The sequence below is a fragment of the Photobacterium gaetbulicola genome (assembly GCF_003025515.1).
GTDB lineage: Bacteria > Pseudomonadota > Gammaproteobacteria > Enterobacterales > Vibrionaceae > Photobacterium > Photobacterium gaetbulicola.
The window spans coordinates 1-1774 of sequence record NZ_PYME01000062.1 but is presented as its reverse complement, the minus strand read 5'-3'; the positions used below and the strand labels follow the sequence as shown (position 1 = coordinate 1774).

2 protein-coding genes are annotated in these 1774 nt (G+C 41.9%); both read left to right on the top strand.

The features are described 5' to 3' along the window. The first annotated feature begins 87 nt into the window (after positions 1–87). Positions 88–1086, top strand: a complete 999-nt coding sequence (locus C9J03_RS26290; RefSeq protein ID WP_052829783.1) for a DUF1214 domain-containing protein — start codon at positions 88–90, stop codon at positions 1084–1086. A 124-nt stretch (positions 1087–1210) separates the two neighbouring features. Continuing rightward, the gene (locus tag C9J03_RS26285; RefSeq protein WP_052829782.1) at positions 1211–1654 is read left to right on the top strand and encodes a hypothetical protein; all 444 of its coding nucleotides are present in this window, start codon (positions 1211–1213) and stop codon (positions 1652–1654) included. The last annotated feature ends 120 nt before the right edge of the window (positions 1655–1774 follow it).

Here is a 1774-nt window from a genome sequence, read left to right as displayed (position 1 = left end):
AGTACATCACAGGATATTACAGCGAGATCAGGCCACATCAATATAACGGTGGTCTGACGCCAAATGAGTCAGAACGGTTATTCTGGAATGACTCTAAAACCGTGGCCAATTTTACTTGACCACTACAAAGGTTACATTGTTTATGAAACAGAGACGTTGGATTATGGCTTTGCGTTTCGCCCACGCTTATATAATGGTGCGACCGATAAAGACGCAGGGGATTATGCAAAAGGCATTAAAATCTATGAGCTGAAAGATGCCTCTAATCCACCTGAAACAGATTACCTCAACGCCACAAATGTTGATTATGACTGTTTGCCTTACTACAACGAGACCTTCTTCGAAGATGTGAATGATGTTGTGCAAAACAACCCAATTCGCGAACAAGACAAAGTGATGGTTTCTCTACTTAAGGATCTTGGGATAGAGAAAGGGAAGCCATTTAATCCTACTGAGAAGCAGCTGAATGCAATGAGAGAGGGCTTGTTGCTAGCATATGCTCATATGCAAAAACGCTTTGTCACAGATGGTGATACTATCTCACCGTTGTGGCGAGATAAAGAAGGTCAGCCGCTATCAAATTGGGCATTTTGGAACTTTGGTGACCAACCATACAAAGGGTTTACCTTTGAAGAAGAAAACGAAGTGCTTGTTGATAAGCGAGCGAGTTCGTATTTCTACGTCACTTACCTGCCTAAGAAGTTTGGCGGGGAAACATTCTATCTTACTGGCGTGAAAGACAGTAATGGTGACATGTTAGATGGTGAATCGACGTACAAGCTTAATGTTCCGAAGGATACGCCGGTAAAAGATTTCTGGTCAGTGATTGTTTATAGCATGGAGACTAAAAACTTCGTCAAGAACGTGGATCGTGTCGGCTTGTCTTCTCGCAACCAAGATACGATGAAAGTGAATGGCGATGGCTCTTACGACATTTACTTTGGTCCCAAGGCGCCAGAAGGAATGGAAGAAAACTGGGTGCCGACCAATGGTGAAGATTTCTTCTTACTGTTCCGCCTGTATGGGCCAAAAACAAAAGACTTCTATAAAACCTGGATGTTGGGCGACCTAGAGAAAATAAACTAAATGGTTAATAAGAGGCAGTAATACTGCCTCTTAATAATTTCCCTTCTAGAAATACCGCTAATTATAAGAATATGGATTAAATCCTAATTAAAATTACTTAGCGATAAATATAACTGGATATAAGATGAAAAATCATCATATGACGCTGTTGATTGTTTTTACAGCAGCTCTTTCTGCCAATGTTTACTCATCAGAAGAAATTAAGACCAAAGAGCAGCAAGCGGCTCAATCAGCAGTGAACCCGTTGACTACCAGCTATTGGATTCCGATTCAGTATGAATACAGTGAAAATGTAGGTCCAAATAAGGGGACTAGGCATACAACGAATATACAGCCTATTATTCCATTCGAACTTTCCAAGGATTGGAATCTAATTACTCGAACCATTATTCCTATTATTTCTCAAAGTGATGTTACTCGTGCTGGTGAAAGTGAATCAGGTCTTGGGGATATCAATTCGACGTTTTTTTTCTCACCGACAGAAGCGGTTGGCGGCGTGTGGACGCATGGCTTTGGTCCGACATTTAACTTTAATACTGCAAGCCATGAAGCGCTTGGCACAAAGTGAGCTTACGACGGCATAGCTCAACTTAGCCAATCAGCTCTGGTTTACTTAGTGCATACCCAAACGAGGAGCAGCACTATGCAAAACCACGACAAACTGAGCCAAGCCATCGCCGCCTTTGAG